Origin of the sequence: Geodermatophilus sp. CPCC 205506 (assembly GCF_051383635.1) — a bacterium.
Lineage (GTDB): Bacteria > Actinomycetota > Actinomycetes > Mycobacteriales > Geodermatophilaceae > Geodermatophilus.
This window is the reverse complement of sequence record NZ_JALPKP010000001.1, coordinates 165,355-183,164: the sequence shown is the minus strand read 5'-3', so window position 1 is coordinate 183,164 and position 17,810 is coordinate 165,355. Positions and strand designations below refer to the sequence as shown.

The window sequence follows — 17,810 nt, the reverse complement described above, 5'->3', positions numbered from 1 at the left end:
CCGTGCCATCATCGCTGCCGCCGCCGGTGGGCATCGACGCCGCGGGACGGGGTACACAGGAGTGCGTGCGGGAACCGGCCGGCCGGTCCCGCCCCCGAGACGACGACACCGCGCTCCGGACGTCGAGATGGAGGAGGTACCGGTGGTCGCCCTCATCGTCATCCTGTTCCCACCGCTGCTCATCGCCTTCCTGCTGGTGATGGAGCGGGTCGAGGAGCCGCTGCGGCGCCCGACCGGCCCGCGCGAGGTGGCCGAGTTCCTCTCGACCGCCAGCCCCGGCGAGGTCGACACCCTCGCCACCTCCGGCATCCGCCGGGCGATGGCCCGCTGGCGCCGGCGGCGGCACGCGCGCGTGCTGCAGGAGGCCGAACCGCCGATCGTCTGAGCGGCGGCGTTCCGCGCCCCTCGCACGCCGCGGTGGGGGTCGGCGGACCGACGCCGTCCTCCCCCCTTCGGGGCGGGGCACCTCCCACCGATCGGGTGACTATCCGCACAGGCCCCTAGACTCACCCCGGACAGCGCCGCCGAGGCGTGCGCTGCACCGGGAGCGGCCGGCAGTCGGCGCTCTCTGCGGTCGTGCGAGAGGACGCGTAGTGGACGAGGTGCTGGGTCAGTCCGGGCTCTTCCAGGGGCTGTCGGCAGACGCCGTGGACCCGGTCGCCAGCCGGCTGGAGACGGTGACGCTCCCGCGGGGCCGAGTGGTCTTCAACGAGGGCGAGCCGGGCGACAGCCTCTACATCGTCATGTCCGGCAAGATCAAGCTCTCCCGCCGGTCCCCGGACGGCCGGGAGAACGTGCTGGCCGTGATGGGCCCCTCCGACCAGTTCGGTGAGCTGTCGGTCTTCGACCCGGGCCCGCGCACCGCGACGGCGACGGCGGTCACCGACGTCAAGCTGGCGCGGATGCCGCAGTCGGTGCTCCGCCCGTGGATCGAGGCGCACCCCGAGGTCGGCGAGCGGCTGCTGCACGTGCTGGCCCGCCGGCTGCGCCGCACCAACGACTCGGTCGCGGACCTGATCTTCACCGACGTCCCCGGCCGGGTGGCCAAGGCGCTGCTGCAGATGGCCGACCGGTTCGGCAGCCGCGAGGGCGAGGGCCTGCGCGTGAAGCACGACCTCACCCAGGAGGAGCTGGCCCAGCTGGTCGGCGCCTCCCGCGAGACGGTCAACAAGGCGCTGGCCGACTTCGTGCACCGCGGCTGGATCCAGCTGCAGGGCAAGTCGGTCGTCGTCCTCGACGAGGAGCGTCTGCGCCGCCGCGCACGCTGAGAGCCGCTCGACGGGGGCCCCGCACCGGTCGGTGCGGGGCCCCCCGCGGTTCCGGGGGTCACCGGAGCCGCCGTGCACCCCCCGCAGCCGCCCCACACCGCGGCTCCGCGCCGTGAGGGGTGTTGCGTGCGACGGCTCAGCGCGGTGGGACCCGCAGGCTCAGGACGGAAGCGGCACGACGAGCCGGATCCGGGTGCCGTCGGGCAGCACCGCCCAGCGGCCGTCCGGCAGGTCCTCGAAGGTCGGGCTGATCGGCTGCAGCGGCTCCGGCGGGGAGCCGGCCAGCACCGCGGCGACGTCGGCGAAGGGCGCCAGCTGGCCGAGCGTGTGGATGGTCGGCGGCAACATCGGCCGGGTGCCGCCGCGCATCTCGGTCAGCGCGGCCTCCGGCGTCAGCCAGCTCGCCTCGTCGGCCTCGCCGGTGACGTGCCGGGCCTCCTGCCCGACCGGCAGCGCGGCGACGAAGAACTTGGTGTCGTAGCGCCGCGGCTCCACCGGCGGCGTGACCCAGTGCGCGAAGGGCCGCAGCAGGTCCGACCGCAGCGCCAGCCCGCGGTCGGCCAGCAGCTCGGCGAGGGACAGCTCGCGGGTCAGCAGCGCCTGGCGCTGCGCCTCCCACTCGTCACCGGACACGTCCGGCACCACATCGTTGCCGTCCGCGGACCCGGCCAGCAGGACGCCGGCCTCCTCGAACGTCTCGCGGACCGCGGCGCAGACCAGCTCGCGGGCCATCCGCTCGTCGCAGCCGAACGCCTCGGCCCACCGGGCGGGTGGCGGGCCGGCCCAGGCGGTCTCGACGTCGCCGTCCCGCGGGTCCACACCGCCGCCGGGGTAGGCGGTCATGCCGCCGGCGAAGGGCATCCCCTTCGTGCGGCGCAGCAGGTAGATCTCCAGTCCGGGCGTGCCGTCCCGCAGCAGCAGCACCGTCGCCGCCTGCTTCGGCTCGGCCGCGCTCACCGCAGCTCGACGGTGAGCTCGACCTCGACCGGGGCACCGAGCGGCAGCTCCGCGACGCCGACCGCGCTGCGGGCGTGCCGGCCGGCGTCGCCGAAGATGCGGCCGAGCAGCTCGCTGGCCCCGTTGACCACCCGCGGCTGGCCGGTGAAGCCCTCGGCACTGGCCACGTAGCCGACCACGCGGACAATGCGGGCGACCGAGTCCAGGCCGACCAGGTCGTCGATGGCGGCCAGGGCATTGAGGGCGCAGACCTTGGCGTCGTACGCGGCCTCCTCCGGGTCCACCGAGCCGCCGACCTTGCCGGTGCGGCGCAGGCCGCCGTCGACGAACGGGAGCTGGCCGGAGGTGTACACCAGCTGCCCGCTGCGCACCGCCGGCACGTAGGCGGCCACCGGCGGGGCCACGACCGGCAGGCGGATGCCGAGCTCGGCCAGCCGGGCGTGCCAGCCCTGGGTCTGCGGGGCGGTCACGACGGCCTCAGCCCGCGGGGCGCTTGAGGTACGCGACCGGCTGGTCGGAGCCGGCCGGGCCGGGGAGCACGGTCACGAGCTCCCACCCGTCGACGCCCCAGGAGTCGAGGATCGCCTTGGTGTTGTGGATCAGCAGCGGGATCGTGGCGTACTCCCACTTGACGCGGGCCGGTTCGCTCATGGCGCGACGCTAGCGCAGCCCGCCGCCGCGTCCCCGGCCCTCCTGCGAGGCGTGGGGAGGACGGGGTCCGTCCAGGCCCTCGGCCCCGTCCCGGGTCCCGCCCCCGAGCCTGCGAGGGGGTGCGGCCGACGGGGTCCCGCCCAGGCCCTCGGCCCCGTCCCGGGTCCCGCCCCCGAGCCTGCGAGGGGGTGGGGAGGACGGGGTCCCGCCCAGGCCCTCGGCCCCGTCTCGGGTCCCGCCCCCGAGCCTGCGAGGGGGTGGGGAGGACGGGGTCCTTCTAGGCTGAGCTCCGTGGCCTCCGAACCCTTTCCCGTGCGCTGCCACGTCGTGACCGGGAAGGGCGGGACGGGCAAGACCACGGTCGCCGCCGCACTCGCACTGGCCCTGGCCGCCGACGGGCGGCACGTGCTGCTGGTCGAGACGGAGGGCCGGCAGGGCATCGCGCAGCTGTTCGACACCCCACCGCTGCCCTACGAGGAGCGGCGGGTCGCCGTCACCCGCGGCGGGGGCGAGGTCAAGGCGCTGGCGATCGACGTCGAGGAGGCGCTCCTCGAGTACCTCGAGATGTTCTACAACCTCAAGCGGGCCGGACGGGCGCTGCGCAAGATGGGCGCCATCGACTTCGCCACGACGATCGCCCCGGGCCTGCGCGACGTGCTGCTGACCGGCAAGATCAAGGAGGCGGTCACCCGCCGACGCGACGGCCGGCGGGTCTACGACGCCGTCGTCGTCGACGCCCCGCCGACCGGCCGGATCACCCGCTTCCTCAACGTGACCGGGGAGATGGCCGGCCTGGCCCGCTCCGGCCCGATCAAGACCCAGAGCGACGGCGTCATGGCCGTGCTCAAGTCCCCGCAGACCGCGGTGCACCTGGTGACCCTGCTCGAGGACATGCCGGTGCAGGAGACCGCCGACGCGATCGCCGAGCTGACCGCCGCCGGGCTGCCGGTCGGCTCGGTGATCGTGAACATGGCGACCGAGCCGCTTCTGCCCGAGGACGACCTGGTCCGCGCCGCCGAGGGCGGGCTGACGGGCGCGGAGCTGTTGCCCGCCCTCGCCGCGGCGCACGTGCACGACGGGACGGCGCTGGCCGAGGCGCTGGCCGCCGAGGCGGTCGAGCACGCCCGGCGCTGGGCGGCCCAGGACGAGCTGCGCGACGAGGTCGAGGAGCTCGGCCGGCCGACGGTCGAGCTGCCGCTGCTGCCCGGCCCGATCGACCTCGGCGCGCTCTTCGAGCTCGCCGACCGGATCGGGGACCACCTGCGCGAGGAGGTGGCCGCATGAGCGCCGCGGAGGGTACGGCGACGCCGGCCGGCCGGGCGCACCGCCACCACGCCCGCCCGGCCCCGCACCCCGCGCCCCAGGCCCGCCCACTGGACCTCGCGGCGCTGATCGCCGACCCGGACACCCGCATCGTGGTGTGCTGCGGCGCAGGCGGGGTGGGCAAGACCACGACGTCGGCCGCGCTGGCCCTGGCCGCCGCCGAGGCCGGCCGGCACGTCGTCGTCCTGACCATCGACCCGGCCCGGAGGCTGGCGCAGTCCCTGGGTCTGGTGGAGCTCGACAACGAGCCCCGGCAGGTCGACGTCCCCGGGGCGGCCGGCGAGCTGCACGCGATGATGCTGGACATGAAGCGCACGTTCGACGACGTCGTCTGTGCGCACTCGACGCCCGAGCGGGCCGAGCAGATCCTCGCCAACCCCTTCTACCAGGCGCTCTCGTCCTCCTTCGCCGGCACGCAGGAGTACATGGCGATGGAGAAGCTGGGCCAGCTGCGGGCCAGCGAGAGGTGGGACCTGATCGTCGTCGACACCCCGCCGTCGCGGTCCGCGCTGGACTTCCTCGACGCGCCCAACCGGATGAGCCGGTTCCTCGACGGCACGATGATCCGGCTGCTGACCGCCCCGGCCCGCGCCGGCGGGCGGGCCGGCATGCGGCTGGTCGGCGCGGGCTTCCTGGTGTTCAGCCGGATCATCAGCAAGATCCTGGGCGGCCAGCTGCTGCGCGACATCTCCGCGTTCGTGTCGGCTCTGGACACGATGTTCGGCGGGTTCCGGGAGCGCGCCACCGCCACCTACGAGCTGCTGCGCCGGCCGGGCACCTGGTTCGTCGTCGTCGCCACGCCGGAGCCGGACGCCCTGCGCGAGGCCTCCTACTTCGTCGACCGGCTGTCGGCCGAGGGGATGCCGCTGGGCGGGCTGGTGCTCAACCGCACCCACCCGCCGGCGACCACGGTGCTCACCTCCACCCGCGCCGACGGCGCCGCCGAGGAGGTGCTCGAGGCCGGCGGGGCCGGCGCCGAGCTCGCCGCCGGGGCGCTGCGGGTGCACGCCGACCGGATGGCGGTCGCCGCCCGCGAGCAGCGGATGGCCGACCGCTTCACCAGCGCCCACCCGGAGGTCGCCGTCCGCACCGTCCCGGCCGCCGCCGGCGACGTGCACGACCTCGACGGGCTGCGGCTCATGGCCGACGCGCTCACCGGCCCGGACGGCGACACGCCGACGGGCGTGCCGCGAACCCGCGTGCTGCCCGCGCGCCGTAGCTGACGGCGACGTCGGGGGCACGTCGGCACGTACATTTGCTCGCGATGTCTCCCGCCGCCCCTGCCCGCGCCCGGGTCCTCGCGAAGCTCGCCGCGACGATCGTCCTCGCCGGAGCCCTGCTCGCCGCCATGATGCTGCCGTTCGTCGGCGGCACCGGCATGGCCGCGCGCAACTCCGCGTCCCTGCTCGACGCCCTGCCGGTGGAGCTCACCGACGAGGCGCCGGCGGGCAACACGCGGGTGCTGGCCGCCGACGGGTCGCTGATCACGAACTTCTACACGAACAACCGCACGCCGGTCGCGCCCGACCAGATCTCCGAGATCATGAAACAGGCGCTGGTCGACATCGAGGACTCGCGGTTCTACGAGCACAACGGCCTCGACGTGCAGGGCACCGTGCGCGCGCTGGTGACCAACGTGGCCGCCGGGTCGGTGCGCGAGGGCGGCTCGACGCTCACCCAGCAGCTGGTCAAGCAGACCCTCGCCGAGACCGCCGACACCCCCGAGGAGCGGCAGGCGGCGACCGAGGAGAGCCTGGGCCGCAAGCTCCGGGAGGCCCGGCTCGCGCTGGCCCTGGAGGAGACCTACTCCAAGGACGAGATCCTCACCCGCTACCTGAACATCGCCTACTTCGGGCAGGGCGCCTACGGCATCCAGGCCGCGGCGCAGCGGTACTTCAGCGTCAACGCCGTCGACCTCACCCTGCCGCAGGCGGCCATGCTCGCCGGCCTGGTGCAGAGCCCGGCCAACGACGACCCGATCGCCAGCCCGGAGAACGCGCAGGTCCGGCGCAACCAGGTGCTGCAGCGGATGGTCGACCTCGGGCACGTCACCGAGCAGGAGCGGGCCGACATCTCCGCGACGCCGGTGGCGGTCGCCCCGGGTGCGCCCCCGGCCAACGGCTGCATCGACGCCTCGATCGGCGGCTTCTTCTGCGCCTTCGTGCACCAGTACCTGGTGCAGACGCTCGGCATCGACGACTCGACCCTGCAGAACGGTGGCCTGACGATCCAGACCACGCTGCGGCCGGACATGCAGGCCGCCGGCGACCAGGCCGTGCTCAACACCCTCCCGATGGGCGACCCGCTGGCCGGCATGTACACCGCCGTCGAGCCGGGCACCGGCCACGTGCTGGCGATGAGCGTCAACCGCCGCTACGGGTGCTCGGACGCCGACTGCGAGTCCGTCGTCCTCAACACCGCCCAGAGCCAGGGCTCGGGCTCGACGTACAAGACCTTCGTCGCCGCGGCCGCGCTGGCCGAGGGGTACTCGCAGTACTACACGCTCACCACCGGGGACCCCTACGTCTCCCGCGTCTACAAGGACGGCCGCGCGCCCTACGACGTCGAGAACGCCGGCAACTACCCGGCCACGCTGGACATGGAGCGGGCGCTCTACATGTCCTCCAACACCTACTTCCTCGCCCTCGAGGACGCCCTCGGCAGCGTGGAGAAGCCGGTCCGCATGGCCGAGGCGATGGGCATGGACTTCCGCTCGACCTCGTCCGACCAGATCATCGAGGAGAACCGGGGGTCGTTCACCTTCGGCTCCGAGCCCACCAGCCCGCTGGACCTGGCCGAGGCCTACGCCACCCTGGCCGGCAACGGCACGCAGTGCGACCCGACGCCGGTCACCGCCGTCCTCGACCGCGAGGGCCAGCCCCTCACCGGCGACGACGGGCAGCCCGTCGTCCGCGGCGACAACTGCACCGCCGAGGCGATCCCGCCGGGCGTGGCCAGCACGCTCAACCAGATGCTGCGCAAGGACGTCGAGCCCGGCCACGCCGGCCAGACCGGCGCGCGGGCCTACGTCGACGGTCACCAGATCGCCGGCAAGACCGGGACGTCGCAGAACAACTTCTCGGTGGCCTTCGTCGGCTACACGCCGCAGTACGCGGCCAGCGTGATGGTGCTCAACCCCAAGGAGAACCAGAACGTCGGCGGCTTCGGTGGCGGCAAGGGCGCCACGATCTGGCACGACGCGATGCAGCCGATCCTGCGCGGGCAGCCGCTGGTGCCCTTCCCGGCGGCCGACCCGGTCACCCAGAACGGCAACACCCGGCCGGTGCCGGCCTGCGCCTCGGAGAGCGAGTGCCGCGCCGCCCTGCAGGCCGCCGGGCTCCAGTCGACCGTCGTCTCGGTGGACAGCGACCAGCCGGCCGGGACGGTGCTCGGCACCGACCCCGGGGCCGGTGCCCGGGCCACCCCCGAGCAGGTCGTGTCCATCCAGGTGAGCAACGGCTCGCAGGTCGTCGCGCCGGCGCCCGACCCCGGCGCCGGGACGGCACCGCCGGCCGACGGTGCGACTCCCCCGCCTGCCGCCCCCGCTCCCGGGGTCCCTGCTCCCGGGGTCCCCGCTCCCGGCACCCCGGCCGGCGGCTGACACCCGATCCGGTCAGCCCAGCTGGCGGCGCACCTCGGCGGCCACCCGGCCGCCGTCGGCGCGGCCGGCCACCTCGGCCTGCACCGCACCCATCACCTTGCCCATGTCCCGCATCCCCGACGCGCCGGTCCGGGTGACGACGTCGGCGACCAGCGCGGCCAGGTCGGCGTCCTCGAGCTGGGCGGGCAGGTACGCGGCGACGACGTCGCCCTCGGCGCGCTCGCGGTCGGCCTGCTCAGCGCGCCCGGCGGCGGCGAAGGCGTCCGCGGCCTCACGGCGCTTCTTGGCCTCCCGGCGCAGCACCGCCTGCACCTCGTCGTCGCTGAGCTCGCGGGCCTCCTTGCCGGCCACCTCCTCCGCGCTGACGGCGGTCAGCACCATGCGCAGCGTCGCGGTGCGCAGCTCGTCGCGGGCCTTCATCGCGGTGGTCAGGTCGGCGCGCAGCTGTTCCTTCAGGTCGGACACGGGCCCAGCCTGGCACGGCGGCCGCCGGAGGGCCGCTGCGTACCCTGGGCTGTCGTGCGCCCGACCATCGCCGTCCCCGCGGCCCTCCTCGCGTCCGCGACCGCCGGGGTCGCCTACGCCTCCCTCTACGAGCGCAACCGCTGGACCCTGCGCCGGTTCGTCGTCCCGGTGCTGCCGCCCGGGTCGGAGCCGCTGCGGGTCCTGCACCTGTCCGACCTGCACATGACCGCGCCGCAGCGGTCGAAGCAGGAGTGGGTGGCGGGGCTCGCCGCCCTGGCGCCGGACGTCGTCATCGACACCGGCGACAACCTGGCCGGGATGGACGCCGTGGCGCCCACCCTGCGGGCGCTGGACCCGCTGCTGGACCTCCCGGGCGCGTTCGTGCTGTCCAGCAACGACTACTACGCCCCGCGGCCGAAGAACCCGCTGAAGTACTTCAAGCGCAACCACAAGCGGGTGCACGGCGACGAGCTGCCCTGGCGGGACCTGCGCGACGGCCTGGCCCGGCGCGGCTGGCTGGACCTCACCAACGGGCGGGGCGAGCTGGTCGTGCGCGGGCACCGGATCTCCCTCACCGGCGTCGACGACCCGCACCTGAAGCGGGACCGGTACGACGACGTGGGCGGGCCGGCCGACGCGGGCGCGCACCTGCGGATCGGGCTGTCGCACTCCCCCGAGCCCCGCGTGCTCGACCGCTTCGCCGCCGACGGCTACGACCTGCTGCTGTGCGGGCACACCCACGGCGGGCAGCTGCGGGTGCCCGGGTACGGCGCCCTGGTGACCAACTGCGGGATCGACCGGGCCCGCGTCCGCTGGCTGCACCGCTGGGCCCCGCCGGCCGCGGACCGGCCCGCCGGCACCTGGGTGCACGTCTCCGCGGGGCTGGGCACCAGCCCCTACGCGCCGGCCCGGTTCGCCTGCCCGCCGGAGGCGACGCTCCTCACCCTGACCGCCCGTCAGAGCTGAGACGGCGGTCGGCTAGACTCGTCGGGTACCTCGGGGTGTGGCGCAGCTTGGTAGCGCGCGTCGTTCGGGACGACGAGGTCGCAGGTTCAAATCCTGTCACCCCGACAGAGGGCTCAGGGGCCGCCGCGAGGCGGCCCCTGAGTCGTTCCCGGGGTTGGTGACCCGGTCGAGGGGGCACCGAGGGTCCGATGACCGAGTGGTTGCTCCTCCTCGCCGCCGTGGTGCTCACGGCGTTCACCGGCTTCTTCGTCGCCGCCGAGTTCTCCCTCACCACGGTCGACCGAGGCCAGGTGGAGGAGGCGGCCGCGGCCGGTGACCGCCGGGCCGGCGGCGTGGTGAAGGCGCTGCGCGGGCTGTCCACCCAGCTGTCCGCCGCCCAGCTGGGCATCACGATCACCACTCTCGTCGTCGGCTACCTGGCCGAGCCGGCGCTGGGTCACCTGCTGCACGGTCCCCTGGAGGCGCTCGGCCTGCCCGCCGGTGCGGTCGCCGGCGTCTCCTACGGCCTGGCCCTGGCCCTGGCCACCACGCTGCAGATGCTGCTCGGCGAGCTCGGCCCGAAGAACCTGGCGATCGCCAACCCGCTGGCCGTCGCCGCCGCCGTCGCACCGGGCATGCGGGCCTTCACCCGGGTCACCGGCGTGCTGGTCACCGCGCTGCAGCGGGTGGCCAACGCCATCGTCCGGCGGCTGGGCATCGAGCCGAAGGAGGAGCTCGACTCCGCGCGCGGCGCCGAGGAGCTGGCCGCCGTCGCCCGGCGCTCGGCCGAGGAGGGCGACCTCTCCCCCGTCGCGGCCCGCCTGCTGGAGCGGTCGCTGGGACTGCGGCAGAAGTACGCCACCGACGTCATGACCCCGCGCACCCGCCTGTGGGCACTGCGGTCGGACGCCACCGCCGCCGACGTCATCACCGCCGCCGTCGAGTCGGGCCGGTCCCGCTTCCCGGTCCACGGCTCCGATCTCGACGAGGTGACCGGCGTGGTGCACGTCAAGCACGCCGTCGCCGTCCCGGAGGAGGAGCGCACCGCGCGCACCGCCGCCGAGCTGGCCGCCCCGGTGCTGGCCGTCCCATCGTCGCTGCAGCTGGAGCGGCTGCTGGACCTGCTCCGGGAGCAGGGGCTGCAGATCGCCCTCGTCGTCGACGAGTGGGGCGCCACGCACGGCGTGGTGACCCTGGAGGACATCGTCGAGGAGCTCGTCGGGGAGATCTCCGACGAGACCGACCGGCCGCTGCGCACCCTCCGCCGGGCGGACGACGAGACCTGGCTGCTGTCCGGGCTGCTGCGCCCGGACGAGGTCCGCGACCGCACCGGGGTGCCGGTGCCGGAGGGCCGCTACGAGACGCTCGCCGGGTTCCTCGCCGAGCGGCTGCAGCGGCTGCCGGAGGTCGGTGACCGCGTGGACGTGGAGGGGGCGCGGCTGATCGTCGAGACGCTGGAGGGACGGCGGGTGGCGCGGGTGCGCGCCGAGCAGGTCCCGGCGGAGGTGGCGGCATGAGCGACGTCGTCAGCCTGCTGGTGCTCGTCGCGCTGCTGATGGGCAACGCGTTCTTCGTGGCCGCGGAGTTCGCCCTGGTCACCGCCCGCGTCGACCAGCTCGAGCCGCGCGCGCAGGCCGGCTCGCCGCGGGCCGTGAAGACGCTCGCCGCCATGCGCAACGTCTCGCAGATGATGGCCGCCGCCCAGCTCGGCATCACGCTGTGCTCGCTCGGGCTCGGCGCGGTGGGCGAGCCGGCGGTCGCCCACCTCATCGAGCGGCCGATGGCGGCCCTCGGCGTCCCCGAGGGGTTGCTGCACCCGATCGCGCTGGTCATCGCCCTGGCGATCGTGACCGTGCTGCACATGGTGCTCGGCGAGATGGTACCCAAGAACGTCACCATCGCCGGCCCCGACCGCGCCGCGCTGGTGCTGGGGCCACCCCTGGCCACCTTCGCCCGGCTGCTCAAGCCGGTCATCTGGCTCTTCAACACCGTCGCCAACGGCTTCGTGCGGCTGTTCGGCGTGCAGCCGACCGACGAGGTCGCCGCCAGCTTCGACGAGGCCGAGATCCGCTCGATGATCACCCAGTCCCTGCGCGAGGGCCGGCTCGGCAGCGAGGTCAGCGAGCTGGCCGCCGGCGCCCTCACCTTCGAGCAGCACGACATCGACTCCGTGCTCCTGCCGATCGAGCGCGTGGTCACCGTGCCCCGGTCGACGACGCCGCGGGAACTCGAGGCCGTCGTCGCCGAGCACGGCTTCAGCCGCTACCCGGTGCGCGGCGAGGACGACGCGCCGGCCGGCTTCGTGCACGTGAAGGACGTCCTCGGGCTGGCCGGGGCCGACCGCGACCGGCCCATCCCCGACGACCGCGTCACCCCGCTGGTCCGGCTCGCGCCGGACGCCGCGCTGCCGGAGGTGCTCGCGGAGATGCGCGTGCAGGGCGCGCACCTGGGCCGGGTCGTCCGGGACGGCGTCACCGTCGGCGTGGTCGCGCTCGAGGACGTCCTGGAGCGGCTGATCGGCGACGTCCGGGACGCCACGGTCGTGCACCCCGGGGGCTCTCCGCAGGTGGGCGCGGGCACCGGGGGAAGATGAGCAGGCGGGCGCGCACCCGAGCACGCCCGTGGACAGAGCACCGCCGCAGGAACGCGGCGACGAGCGACAGCGAGGAGCCCGTTGACTGCCGAGCCCGCCGCCACGCGGTCCCCCCACGCCAGCGTCATCACCCCGGCCACGCCGACGCCCTACGCGGCCGCGCTGCCGGCCGAGGTGACCGCCCGCTGGCAGGCCCGGTTCCGGGCGCCGCGGGTGAGCCTGCCCGACTGGGCGCTGGAGGCGCCGCACCGCTGCCTGTACTCCTCAGACGTCAGCGGCGTCGTCGAGCAGTACGCCTGGGACCGCACCACCGACGTCCACCGGCAGGTCACCGACCGGGCCAACGGCACGCTGATCGCCACGATCAGCCCGGACGGCGAGACCATCTGGTGGTTCGCCGACACCGACGGCGACGAGTTCGGCATCTGGATGGTGCAGCCGTTCACCGGCGGCGAGGACCGCGTCGCCCTGCCGGAGGTCGGGCCGGCCTACCCGGCGGGGCTGGAGGTCGGCACCCGGGTGGTCGCCGTCGGCCGCTCCACCGACGACGGCTCCGAGCTGTGGCTGGCCCCTGTGGGCGGCACCGCGCGGGTCGTCTACCGGCACGAGGACCCGGCGTCGGTCGACGCGCTCACCCACGACGAGGACCTGCTGGTCATCTCGCACTCCGAGCACGGCGACCCGCGCTACCCGGCGCTGCGCGTGCTGCGGACCGACGACGACACGATCGTCGCCGAGAAGTGGGACGGCGAGGGCCGCGGGCTGCACGCGCTGGAGTTCGCCCCGCTCCCCGGCGACCGGCGGCTGCTGGTCGGCCACGAGCGGCGCGGGCGGGAGGAGCTGCTGGTCTGGGACGTCGGCACCGACACCGAGACCGAGCTCGTCCTGGACCTCCCCGGCGACGTGACCGCCGGCTGGTACCCCGACGGCTCGGCACTGCTGGTCGGGCACGACCACGCCGCGCGCAGCGAGCTGTACCGCTACGACCTGGCCACCGGGACGCTGGAGGCGCTGGACACCCCGCGCGGCGTCGTCCGCGGGGCCACCGCCCGCCCCGACGGCACCGTCGAGCTGGCCTGGTCCAACGCCGAGCTCCCGCCGGTGATCCGCCGGGCCGACGGACCGGTCGTGCTGGCCGCCCCCGGCGAGGAGCCGCCGGCGGCCTACCCGGTGGAGGACCGCTGGGTGCCCGGCCCGGGCGGGGAGGTGCACGCGCTGCTGGTGCGCCCGGCCGGTCCCGCCCCGTACGCGACGGCGTTCCTGGTGCACGGCGGGCCGGAGTCCGCCGACGACGACTCCTACCGCGCCCGCCGCGCGGCCTACGTGGACGCCGGCTACGCGGTCGTGCACGTCAACTACCGGGGCTCCACCGGCTACGGCAGCGCCTGGCGGGACGCGCTGACCGGCCGGCCGGGGCTGACCGAGCTGGAGGACGTCGCGGCGGTCTACGACGCCCTGGTCGACGAGGGGGTCGTGGACCCGCGCCGCGCGCTGCTCACCGGCGGCTCGTGGGGCGGCTTCCTCACCCTGCTGGGCCTCGGCACCCAGCCCGAGCGCTGGGCCGCCGGGATCGCCGAGGTGCCGGTCGCGGACTACCTGGCCGCCTACGAGGACGAGATGGAGGGCCTGCGGGCCTACGACCGCGCGCTGTTCGGCGGGTCACCCGAGGAGGTGCGCGACGTGTACGTGCGCTCCTCGCCGATCACCTACGTCGACGCCGTCTCCGCCCCGGTGCTCGTGGTGGCGGGGGCCAACGACCCGCGCTGCCCCATCCGGCAGATCGACAACTACCTGGGCGAGCTGGAGCGGCTCGGCAAGCGGCACGAGGTGTACCGGTTCGACGCCGGCCACGGCTCGCTGGTCATCGAGGAGACCATCCGCCAGGTCGAGGTCGCGCTGTCCTTCGCCCTCCGCCACGTCCACCCCTGACCCCTCGGGGGCAGAAATGGCCATTTCTGCCCCCGAGGGTCAGCGGGAGGCGGCGATCAGTTCGGCGATCTGGACGGTGTTGAGCGCGGCGCCCTTGCGCAGGTTGTCGTTGCTGACGAACAGCGCCAGCCCGCGGCCGTCGTCGACACCCGGGTCCTGCCGGATGCGCCCGACATAGCTCGGGTCCTGCCCGGCGGCCTGCTGCGGGTTCGGGACGGCGGTGAGCTCGACCCCGGGCGCGCCGGTCAGCAGCTCGGTGGCCCGCTCGACCGACAGCGGCCGGGCGAACTCGACGTTGAGCGACAGCGAGTGCCCGGTGAAGACCGGGACACGGACGCAGGTGCCCGACACCCGCAGGTCGGGGATGCCGAGGATCTTGCGGCTCTCGTTGCGGAGCTTCTGCTCCTCGTCGGTCTCGTTGCTGCCGTCGTCGACCAGCGAGCCGGCCATCGGCAGCACGTTGAACGCGATCGGCTTCACGTACTTCACCGGCTCGGGGAAGGTGACCGCCGTCCCGTCGTGGGTGAGCTCCGCGGCCTTGTCCGCGACCGCCTTGACCTGGGTGTCGAGCTCCTCGACGCCGGCCAGGCCGCTGCCGGACACCGCCTGGTAGGTACTGGCGACCAGGCGGACGAGCTGGGCCTCGGCGTGCAGCGGGGCGAGCACCGGCATCGCGGCCATGGTCGTGCAGTTCGGGTTGGCGATGATGCCCTTGCGCATCTCGCCCAGGGCGTGCGGGTTGACCTCGGCGACGATCAGCGGGACGTCGGGATCGCGCCGCCACGCCGAGCTGTTGTCGATCACCATGACGCCGGCCTCGGCGAACCGCGGCGCCTGCACCCGCGAGGTGGTCGCGCCGGCGGAGAACAGCGCGACGTCCAGCCCGGTGGGGTCGGCGGTCGCGGCGTCCTCGACGGTGATCTCGCCGCTGCCCCAGGGCAGGGTGCTGCCGGCCGAGCGGGCCGAGGCGAAGAACCGCAGCTCGGCGATCGGGAAGCCCCGGTCGGCGAGGATCTGGCGCATGACGCCGCCGACCTGGCCGGTGGCGCCGACGACGCCGACCCGGAGCCCGTCCTTCGGGAAGAGGCTCATCGTCCGGTCCCTCCGTAGACGACCGCCTGCTCCTCGTCGGTGCCGAGGTCGAAGGCGTCGTGCACCGCACGGACGGCGACGTCCACGTCGGTGTCGCGGCACACCACGGAGATGCGGATCTCCGAGGTGCTGATCAGCTCGAGGTTGACGCCGGCGTCGGCCAGCGCGCCGAAGAAGCGCGCCGAGACGCCCGGGTGCGAGCGCATGCCCGCGCCCACCAGCGACACCTTGCCGATGTGCTGGTCGAACCGCACGTCGGTGTATCCGACGGTGTGCTTGACCTTCTCCAGCGCCGAGATCGCGGCGGGGCCGTCGCTCTTGGGGAGGGTGAAGGAGATGTCGGCCAGCTTGCTCGCCTCGGCCGACACGTTCTGCACGATCATGTCGATGTTGATCTCGGCGTCGGCGAGGACCCGGAAGAGCTGCGCGGCCTCGCCCGGCCGGTCCGGCACCCCGAAGACGGTGATCTTCCCCTCGGAGCGGTCGTGCGCGACGCCGGTGATGATGGCCTGTTCCACCGTGAGGTCCTCCATCGAGCCGGTCACGATCGTGCCGGGGAGCTGGGAGTAGGAGCTGCGGACGTGCACCGGGATGCCGTAGCGGCGGGCGTACTCGACGCAGCGGAGCATGAGCACCTTCGCCCCCGAGGCGGCGAGCTCGAGCATCTCCTCGTACGTCACCGTGTCCAGCCGCCGGGCGTTGGGCACGATCCGCGGGTCAGCGGTGAACACGCCGTCGACGTCGGTGTAGATCTCGCAGACGTCGGCGCGCAGCGCGGCGGCGACCGCGACGGCGGTGGTGTCGGACCCGCCGCGGCCGAGCGTCGTGACGTCCTTGGTGTCCTGGCTGACGCCCTGGAACCCGGCCACGATGACGACCGCGCCCTCGTCGAGGGCGTCGCGCAGCCGGCCGGGCGTGACGTCGATGATCCGCGCCTTGCCGTGGCTGGAGGTGGTGATCACCCCGGCCTGTGAGCCGGTGAACGACCGCGCCTCGTAGCCGTGCGTGTTGATGGCGATGGCCAGCAGCGCCATGGAGATGCGCTCGCCGGCGGTGAGCAGCATGTCGAGCTCGCGGCCGGCCGGGTCGTCGGTGATCTGGCCGGCCAGGTCGAGCAGCTCGTCGGTCGTGTCACCCATCGCGGAGACCACGACGACGACGTCGTTGCCGTCCTTCTTGGCCGCGACGATGCGCTCGGCGACGCGCTTGATGTGCGCGGCGGAGGCGACGGAGGAGCCGCCGTACTTCTGGACGACGAGGGCCACGGGTCCACAGGCTACCGACGTCCCGCGCCGACCGTGGTTGCGTCCCCCCGGACGGGACGCTGTGATCACGGAGTGGACGATCCCGAGCGCTGGCTGCTGACCGCCGAGGAGCGTGGCAACCCCGCGACGTCGCTGCCCGCGTGGACGGCGGGCAACCTCGCCGAGCCACTGGTGCACGGCGCCACGTACTTCGACCGACTGGTCGAGGCGGTGCAGGGCCTCGACGAGGGCGACCACCTCTTCTTCACCGACTGGCGGGGCGATCCGGACGAGCAGCTGCGCCCCGGCGGGCCCACCGTCGCCGAGCTGTTCACCGCGGCCGTGAGCCGGGGAGTGTGCGTGCGCGGGCTCGTCTGGCGGTCACACATGGACCGGGTGTCGTTCAGCAAGGAGGAGAACCGCGCCCTCGACGACGAGATCGAGCACGGCGGGGGCGAGGTGATCCTCGACCAGCGGGTGCGCCGCATGGGCAGCCACCACCAGAAGTTCGTCGTCCTGCGGCACGACCAGGACGCCACGCGCGACGTCGCCTTCGTCGGCGGCATCGACCTGTGCCACGGCCGCCGGGACGACTCCACCCACGCCGGCGACCCGCAGGCGCTGCCGATGGCGGCGGCCTACGGCCCGCGCCCGCCGTGGCACGACGTCCAGCTGATGCTGCGCGGACCGACGGTGGGTGTGCTGGACACGGTGTTCCGGGAGCGCTGGAACGACCCGAACAGCCCGGACACCGACCACCCGCTCGCCTGGATCCACGACAAGCTGCACCACACCCGGCTGCACGCCGACCCGCTGCCGGACCAGCTGCCCCCGCCGCCCGAGTGCGGCCCCGTCTACGTGCAGAACCTGCGCACCTACCCGGCGATCCGTCCGCCGTACGACTTCGCGCCGCGCGGCGAGCGCTCGGTGGCCCGGGGCTACTCCAAGGCGATCAAGCGGGCCCGCCGGCTGGTCTACCTCGAGGACCAGTACATGTGGTCGGCCGACGTCGCGCGGATGTTCGCCCAGGCGCTGGCCGAGCACGAGGGGCTGCACCTGGTGGTCGTCGTCCCCCGGGTGCCCGACCAGGACGGTGCGGTGGCCCAGCGGTCGCAGTACGTCGGCCGGTGGCAGGCGCTGGAGATGTGCCGGGTCGCCGGCCGGGACCGGGTGCACGTCTTCGACGTGGAGAACCACGAGGGGACGCCGGTCTACGTGCACGCCAAGGTCTGCGTGGTCGACGACGTCTGGGGCAGCGTCGGCAGCGACAACTTCAACCGCCGCTCGTGGACGCACGACAGCGAGCTGTCCTCCGCCGTCCTCGACACCACCCGGGACCCCCGGGAGCCCCGTGACCCGGCCGGCACCGGGGACGGCGCGCGGGTGTTCGCCCGGGACCTGCGGCTGGAACTGGCCCGCGAACACCTCGACCGCGCCGCCGACGGCAGCGAGGACGCCGACCTGATCGACCCGGACGCGTTCGTCGCCGCGCTCGAGGCGAGCGCCGAGGCGCTGGAGGGGTGGCACGCCGGCGGTCGCCGCGGGCCGCGGCCCCCCGGTCGGCTGCGGCCGCACCGGACCGAGCGGCTGTCGCTGCCCGCCCGGCTGTGGGCCACCCCGGTCTACCGCTTCTTCGACGACCCCGACGGGCGCCCGTGGCGGATGCGCCTGGCGAAGAGCTGGTGACCTGACCGCAGGCCCGCGAGCTCCGCGCCGGCAGTCCCTCCACGGACGCTCGTGCT

At 74.4% G+C, this 17,810-nt stretch carries 16 protein-coding genes and 1 tRNA gene; 11 read left to right on the top strand and 6 right to left on the bottom strand.

Annotation, left to right across the window (positions count from 1 at the left end; translation table 11 throughout):
* Window positions 1–142: 142 nt before the first annotated feature.
* Complete coding sequence (locus MY520_RS00825) at window positions 143–385, top strand: hypothetical protein (protein ID WP_436689116.1); 243 nt, start codon at window positions 143–145, stop codon at window positions 383–385.
* Between the two features lie 208 nt (window positions 386–593).
* Entirely contained in the window at window positions 594–1,268 is a 675-nt protein-coding gene (locus tag MY520_RS00820; protein ID WP_436689114.1) for a Crp/Fnr family transcriptional regulator, read from the top strand.
* 159 nt (window positions 1,269–1,427) lie between these two features.
* Here the strand turns inward: MY520_RS00820 and MY520_RS00815 are convergent, their stop codons facing one another.
* From MY520_RS00815 to MY520_RS00805, 3 genes are read right to left on the bottom strand one after another with little or no spacing between them, the layout of a single operon-like run.
* Window positions 1,428–2,225: an NUDIX hydrolase gene (locus tag MY520_RS00815; RefSeq protein WP_436689112.1), complete on the bottom strand. Its 798-nt coding sequence runs from the start codon at window positions 2,223–2,225 to the stop codon at window positions 1,428–1,430.
* Complete coding sequence (locus MY520_RS00810; RefSeq protein WP_436689110.1) at window positions 2,222–2,695, bottom strand: RidA family protein; 474 nt, start codon at window positions 2,693–2,695, stop codon at window positions 2,222–2,224. The genes MY520_RS00815 and MY520_RS00810 overlap by 4 nt, the downstream gene beginning before the upstream one ends.
* 7 nt (window positions 2,696–2,702) lie before the next feature.
* A complete protein-coding gene (locus tag MY520_RS00805) occupies window positions 2,703–2,876 on the bottom strand; it encodes a hypothetical protein (protein ID WP_436689108.1) in 174 nt (57 codons plus the stop codon).
* Between the two features lie 291 nt (window positions 2,877–3,167).
* On the opposite strand from MY520_RS00805, the gene MY520_RS00800 reads away from it, so the two are divergent.
* From MY520_RS00800 to MY520_RS00790, 3 genes are read left to right on the top strand one after another with little or no spacing between them, the layout of a single operon-like run.
* Entirely contained in the window at window positions 3,168–4,160 is a 993-nt protein-coding gene (locus tag MY520_RS00800; protein WP_436689106.1) for an ArsA-related P-loop ATPase, read from the top strand.
* Complete coding sequence (locus MY520_RS00795; protein ID WP_436689104.1) at window positions 4,157–5,422, top strand: ArsA family ATPase; 1,266 nt, start codon at window positions 4,157–4,159, stop codon at window positions 5,420–5,422. The genes MY520_RS00800 and MY520_RS00795 overlap by 4 nt, the downstream gene beginning before the upstream one ends.
* A 41-nt stretch (window positions 5,423–5,463) precedes the next feature.
* The gene (locus MY520_RS00790; protein ID WP_436689102.1) at window positions 5,464–7,800 is read left to right on the top strand and encodes a penicillin-binding protein; all 2,337 of its coding nucleotides are present in this window, start codon (window positions 5,464–5,466) and stop codon (window positions 7,798–7,800) included.
* Between the two features lie 12 nt (window positions 7,801–7,812).
* Here the strand turns inward: MY520_RS00790 and MY520_RS00785 are convergent, their stop codons facing one another.
* A complete protein-coding gene (locus tag MY520_RS00785) occupies window positions 7,813–8,265 on the bottom strand; it encodes a GatB/YqeY domain-containing protein (protein ID WP_436689100.1) in 453 nt (150 codons plus the stop codon).
* Between the two features lie 54 nt (window positions 8,266–8,319).
* Here MY520_RS00785 and MY520_RS00780 point away from each other — a divergent pair, with 54 nt between their 5' ends.
* The 5 genes from MY520_RS00780 (at window position 8,320) to MY520_RS00760 (ending at window position 13,732) form a co-directional block, all read left to right on the top strand.
* Window positions 8,320–9,231, top strand: coding sequence for a metallophosphoesterase (locus MY520_RS00780; RefSeq protein WP_436689098.1), 912 nt, complete (start codon window positions 8,320–8,322; stop codon window positions 9,229–9,231).
* A 31-nt stretch (window positions 9,232–9,262) separates the two neighbouring features.
* Window positions 9,263–9,336: transfer RNA gene (locus tag MY520_RS00775), tRNA-Pro, on the top strand.
* 83 nt (window positions 9,337–9,419) lie between these two features.
* A complete protein-coding gene (locus MY520_RS00770) occupies window positions 9,420–10,727 on the top strand; it encodes a hemolysin family protein (protein WP_436689097.1) in 1,308 nt (435 codons plus the stop codon).
* Complete coding sequence (locus MY520_RS00765) at window positions 10,724–11,803, top strand: hemolysin family protein (protein ID WP_436689095.1); 1,080 nt, start codon at window positions 10,724–10,726, stop codon at window positions 11,801–11,803. Before MY520_RS00770 ends, MY520_RS00765 begins: the two co-directional genes overlap by 4 nt.
* 81 nt (window positions 11,804–11,884) lie before the next feature.
* A complete protein-coding gene (locus tag MY520_RS00760) occupies window positions 11,885–13,732 on the top strand; it encodes a prolyl oligopeptidase family serine peptidase (protein ID WP_436689093.1) in 1,848 nt (615 codons plus the stop codon).
* 39 nt (window positions 13,733–13,771) lie between these two features.
* Here MY520_RS00760 and MY520_RS00755 read toward each other — a convergent pair whose 3' ends face one another.
* Both MY520_RS00755 and MY520_RS00750 read right to left on the bottom strand, forming a co-directional pair.
* Window positions 13,772–14,824: an aspartate-semialdehyde dehydrogenase gene (locus MY520_RS00755; RefSeq protein ID WP_436689091.1), complete on the bottom strand. Its 1,053-nt coding sequence runs from the start codon at window positions 14,822–14,824 to the stop codon at window positions 13,772–13,774.
* On the bottom strand, window positions 14,821–16,089 hold the full coding sequence (locus MY520_RS00750; protein ID WP_436689089.1) for an aspartate kinase: 1,269 nt from the start codon (window positions 16,087–16,089) through the stop codon (window positions 14,821–14,823). The genes MY520_RS00755 and MY520_RS00750 overlap by 4 nt, the downstream gene beginning before the upstream one ends.
* Window positions 16,090–16,161: 72 nt before the next feature.
* Between MY520_RS00750 and MY520_RS00745 the strand changes: the two genes are divergently transcribed.
* Window positions 16,162–17,754 carry a phospholipase D family protein gene (locus MY520_RS00745; RefSeq protein ID WP_436689087.1) on the top strand — a complete coding sequence of 531 codons (1,593 nt, stop codon included), beginning with the start codon at window positions 16,162–16,164 and terminating at the stop codon, window positions 17,752–17,754.
* The last annotated feature ends 56 nt before the right edge of the window (window positions 17,755–17,810 follow it).